The sequence below is a fragment of the Litorivivens sp. genome, from assembly GCF_041625495.1.
Lineage (GTDB): Bacteria > Pseudomonadota > Gammaproteobacteria > Pseudomonadales > Spongiibacteraceae > Litorivivens.
Genome location: NZ_JBFJTH010000245.1, coordinates 1 through 3,911 on the forward strand (window position 1 = coordinate 1; position 3,911 = coordinate 3,911).

Genomic DNA, 3,911 nt, shown 5'->3' on the forward strand with positions numbered 1-3,911 from the left:
ATGCCGGCGGCCTGGCTGTGGTTTGGGCGGAACAAAACACCCGCGACGCGGTGTTCGATGCGATCCGCCGCAAGGAGACCTACGCAACCAGCGGCACCCGGCCGACACTGCGGTTTTTTGGCGGCTGGAATCTGGCCAGCGATTTGTGTGAAAACCCCGACATGATTCGAACCGCATACGCAAATGGCGTACCCATGGGAGGTGATTTACCAGCGGCTACCGAAGGCTCACCACGCTTTCTGGTCGCTGCCAGTAAAGACCCAGGACCACCGGGAAAAATCGGCACCGATTTGCAGCGATTGCAAATTATCAAAGGCTGGACCGATGCCGAAGGAAATACCCATGAACAGGTGTTCAACGTAGCTGGCGGTGACACTGGCGCCACAGTAAACCCGAAAAGCTGCGCACCCGAAGGGGCTGGCTTTGCTAGCCTCTGCACGGTGTGGCAAGACCCGACCTTTCGAGCTGACGAAAATGCCTTCTATTACGTGCGGGTACTCGAAAACCCCACCTGCCGCTGGTCTACCCTCCAATGCAAGAGCGCCGGCGTGGATCCGTTCAGCGCAAACTGCGCCGATCAGGCGAAAAAAGCCACGGCCGCAGCGAAAGACGAAGGTGCCTGGGGAGAGGATGTTTATGGCAAGTGCTGCCTTGATCCGGAAAAAGAGCCGTTCTACTCACCCATTATTCAAGAGCGCGCGTGGAGCTCGCCCATCTGGTACAGCGCAACAAAAGCACCATCAAAATGACGACCCGGGCCGTTTGAGAAATTCGATTTCCTCGGGCGATGACTCGCGCCCGAGGATTGCATTGCGATGCGGAAAGCGCCCAAAACGCGCAATAATATCGTAGTGGCGCTGGGCAAAATTCAAATAGTTGGTGAACAGTTCCCGGTGTGCTTTGGGAGCACAATCCACCAGATCCCGATACCGTCGCACACTCTCTTCCTGATCATCCATCGACTCAGAGTGCTCTAAAGGCAGGTAGAAGAAGACCCGCTCTATCGGACGCAACAATTGATCCACTGAATCACTCAAACCTTCCCGACACCAGCGTCGCGCCAGCGAATCCTCGGCAAAGGCCTCGGGTTTATCTCGGTAAATATTACGCCTGAATTGATCAATAAGAATAATTGCCGCTAGACGTCCCTCCGGCACGTCGAGCCAGTGAGTCAATGCTCCTGAACTAGCCTGCTCTACCCTATGAGAAAACTTAGCCCAGATCAGATGGTCGCTATCATCAGATTTCCCCCACCACAGGTCAGAATATTCTGCAGCGACGTCACCATCGTCGCTGGAATCACCAAACCAGAAATTCAACACGTATTGCCAATCGTCTACCAGATCCATCATGGCGGGCTGCCTTGTGACAGGGGAAGGTTAGAATTTCGGCGTTTTTTCGGTTGGGGTCAAGGGGTAAGGCAAAGGCCTGTCTTTCCGGGCAAGCTCCTACGCGAATGCCTAGTAGCCTGCCCGGCGCGCGAAAGCCGCGCTAACGCAGGCTTTCATTGAGGTTATCCAGCACTTTCTGTCCTGGACAGAGATCGGACTCTGTCAGCGAGCGCAGGGGTTTATTGCTGGTTCCAATAATCTCATGCAGATCGCGCGAATCCTCATCCATATACAACAGGCCGGTTAGAATCTGATCTTTGGCTTTGTAGTCCTTGATCAGTTTCAGCGCAGAACGCCGGCTACTGATATCCAGTTCCGTATCCGCCTTCTGCAGGTGCACCACGGAGCCGTCATGCAGGGTAACTTCCTGCGATTCTCCCGCCTCATAGCTGGTGGTGATTTCCTGCTTTACTGGCACAAAGTCCACTGTCCCGGTCGCAGCCAGATGGTCGCGTACATGCTCGTAGCCTTTGGTCGACGCCGGATTGTTGTTAAACGTTACGCAAGGGGAAATCACATCGATAAAGGCAAAGCCGCGATGAGAGATTGCCGCTTTTATCAATGGCACCAGTTGGTTGCGGTCGCCTGAAAAACTGCGCGCCACAAAAGTGGCTCCCAACTGCAACGCAACGCTGGCCAGGTCAATCGGCTCAAACGGGTTAGGCTCACCCTTCTTGCTAGACGACCCCACATCCGCTGTGGCTGAGTCTTGCCCCTTGGTCAGGCCATAGCAGCCGTTATTCTCAACCACATACATCATGTTCAGGTTACGGCGTACGGCGTGGGTGAACTGCCCCATGCCAATGGAGGCGGTGTCACCGTCACCCGATACACCCACATAGATCATGTCGCGGTTGGCTAAGTTCGCGCCAGTAGCAACAGACGGCATACGGCCGTGAACTGAGTTGAAACCGTGTGAATTGCCCAGAAAATATGTGGGTGTTTTTGACGAACAGCCAATACCCGACAGCTTGGCAACCTTGTGCGGCTCGATGGACATTTCAAAGCAAGCCTGCACAATGGCTGCACTGATGGAATCGTGACCACAACCGGCGCACAGTGTGGACAACGCTCCTTCATAATTGCGGCGCGTATAGCCCAGCTCATTGACCGGCAGCTCGGGATGACGAAAATTGGGACGCTGATAGGTCATCGTAATTACTCCTTATTGCCGGCTTTTTTGTGTAACGGCGTCACGTTGTCGCCACGCACAACCGAAGCAATGCTCTCTCGAATCTTTCTTGCGGTAATGGGCATTCCGTCGTAGTTCAGAATGGATATCAAGTCTTTGGGCGACACTTCGCACTCATTGACCAGTAGCGACTTCATCTGCGCATCGCGGTTTTGCTCGATAACAAAAACCGTTTCATGGCTGGCAATAAAGTCATCAACCTCGGCGTTAAACGGAAATGCTTTCAGGCGCAAACTGTCTACCCTGATGCCCTCGTCGGCGAGGTAGTCCAAGGCTTCCATGGTGGAATCCGCGCTGGTACCAAAGTGAATCACACCCACCGCATTCCCGTCGCTGCTAATTTCAGGCGCCGGTACGGCGGTTTTTGCAGTTTCCCACTTTTTCAGCAGGCGCTGCATGTTCTTTTCATATTCGGCCCCGTCTTCGGTATACACCGCATACTCATCACGCGATGTACCACGAGTAAAGAAAGCGCCTTTGGTGGGATGGGTGCCGGGATAGGTGCGGTAGGGAATGCCGTCGCCGTCCACATCCAGGTAGCGACCAAAGCGCTCGCTCATGCTTTCCAGCTGCTCTTCGTTCAGCACCTTGCCGCGCTTGTATTCGCGGCCGTCTTCCCAGGTTAGTGGCTCAGACATATTATCGTTCATGCCCAGGTCAAGATCAGTGAGCATGATCACCGGAGTTTGCAGGGTTTCTGCCAGATCGAAAGCTTCGGCTGTCATGTCGAAACATTCTTTAGGCGTGGATGGAAACAGCAGCACATGCTTGGTATCACCGTGTGACGCGTAGGCGCAGGCCAACACATCAGATTGCTGGGTGCGCGTTGGCATGCCCGTCGATGGACCCGCGCGCTGCACGTCAATCAGCACCGTGGGAATTTCCGCAAAATAGGCCAGCCCCAGAAACTCACTCATCAGCGAGATGCCCGGGCCACTGGTTGCGGTAAATGCCCGCGCGCCGTTCCAGCTTGCACCAATGACCATGCCTATCGCAGCCAGCTCGTCTTCAGCCTGCACGATAGCGTAGTTTTTGCTGCCACTGCCGGGATCAATACGTAAACGCTTGCAGTATTTGTCGAAGCCATCCACAACCGAGGTAGAAGGCGTAATCGGATACCAAGCGGCAACCGTAGCGCCACCATAGATCGCCCCGAGAGACGCGGCTGTATTGCCGTCTATCAGAATTTTGTCACCCACCTCGTCGCGGCGTTCAACGCGAATACCGATGGGACACTCGTAGTGCTCACGCGCATAGTGGTAGCCCAGCTCGAGAGCGTGGACGTTGGGAACCACCAGCTTTTCCTTGCCTCTGAACTGATCAGACAC

Annotated in this window: 4 protein-coding genes; 1 reads left to right on the forward strand and 3 read right to left on the reverse strand. The window is 54.7% G+C overall.

Annotation, left to right across the window (positions count from 1 at the left end):
• The coding region (locus ABYP39_RS17800) for a DUF3604 domain-containing protein (RefSeq protein ID WP_372783941.1) at positions 1 to 749 on the forward strand (749 nt) is incomplete at its 5' end.
• On the opposite strand, the gene ABYP39_RS17805 is transcribed toward ABYP39_RS17800, so the two are convergent.
• From ABYP39_RS17805 to ABYP39_RS17815, 3 genes are all read right to left on the reverse strand, one after another.
• Entirely contained in the window at positions 741 to 1,352 is a 612-nt protein-coding gene (locus tag ABYP39_RS17805) for a DUF924 family protein (RefSeq protein WP_372765257.1), read from the reverse strand. The genes ABYP39_RS17800 and ABYP39_RS17805 overlap by 9 nt on opposite strands.
• 139 nt (positions 1,353 to 1,491) lie before the next feature.
• Positions 1,492 to 2,544, reverse strand: coding sequence for a 2-oxoacid:ferredoxin oxidoreductase subunit beta (locus ABYP39_RS17810; RefSeq protein WP_372750388.1), 1,053 nt, complete (start codon positions 2,542 to 2,544; stop codon positions 1,492 to 1,494).
• A gap of 5 nt (positions 2,545 to 2,549) precedes the next feature.
• The coding region (locus ABYP39_RS17815; protein WP_372783943.1) for a 2-oxoacid:acceptor oxidoreductase subunit alpha at positions 2,550 to 3,911 on the reverse strand (1,362 nt) is incomplete at its 5' end.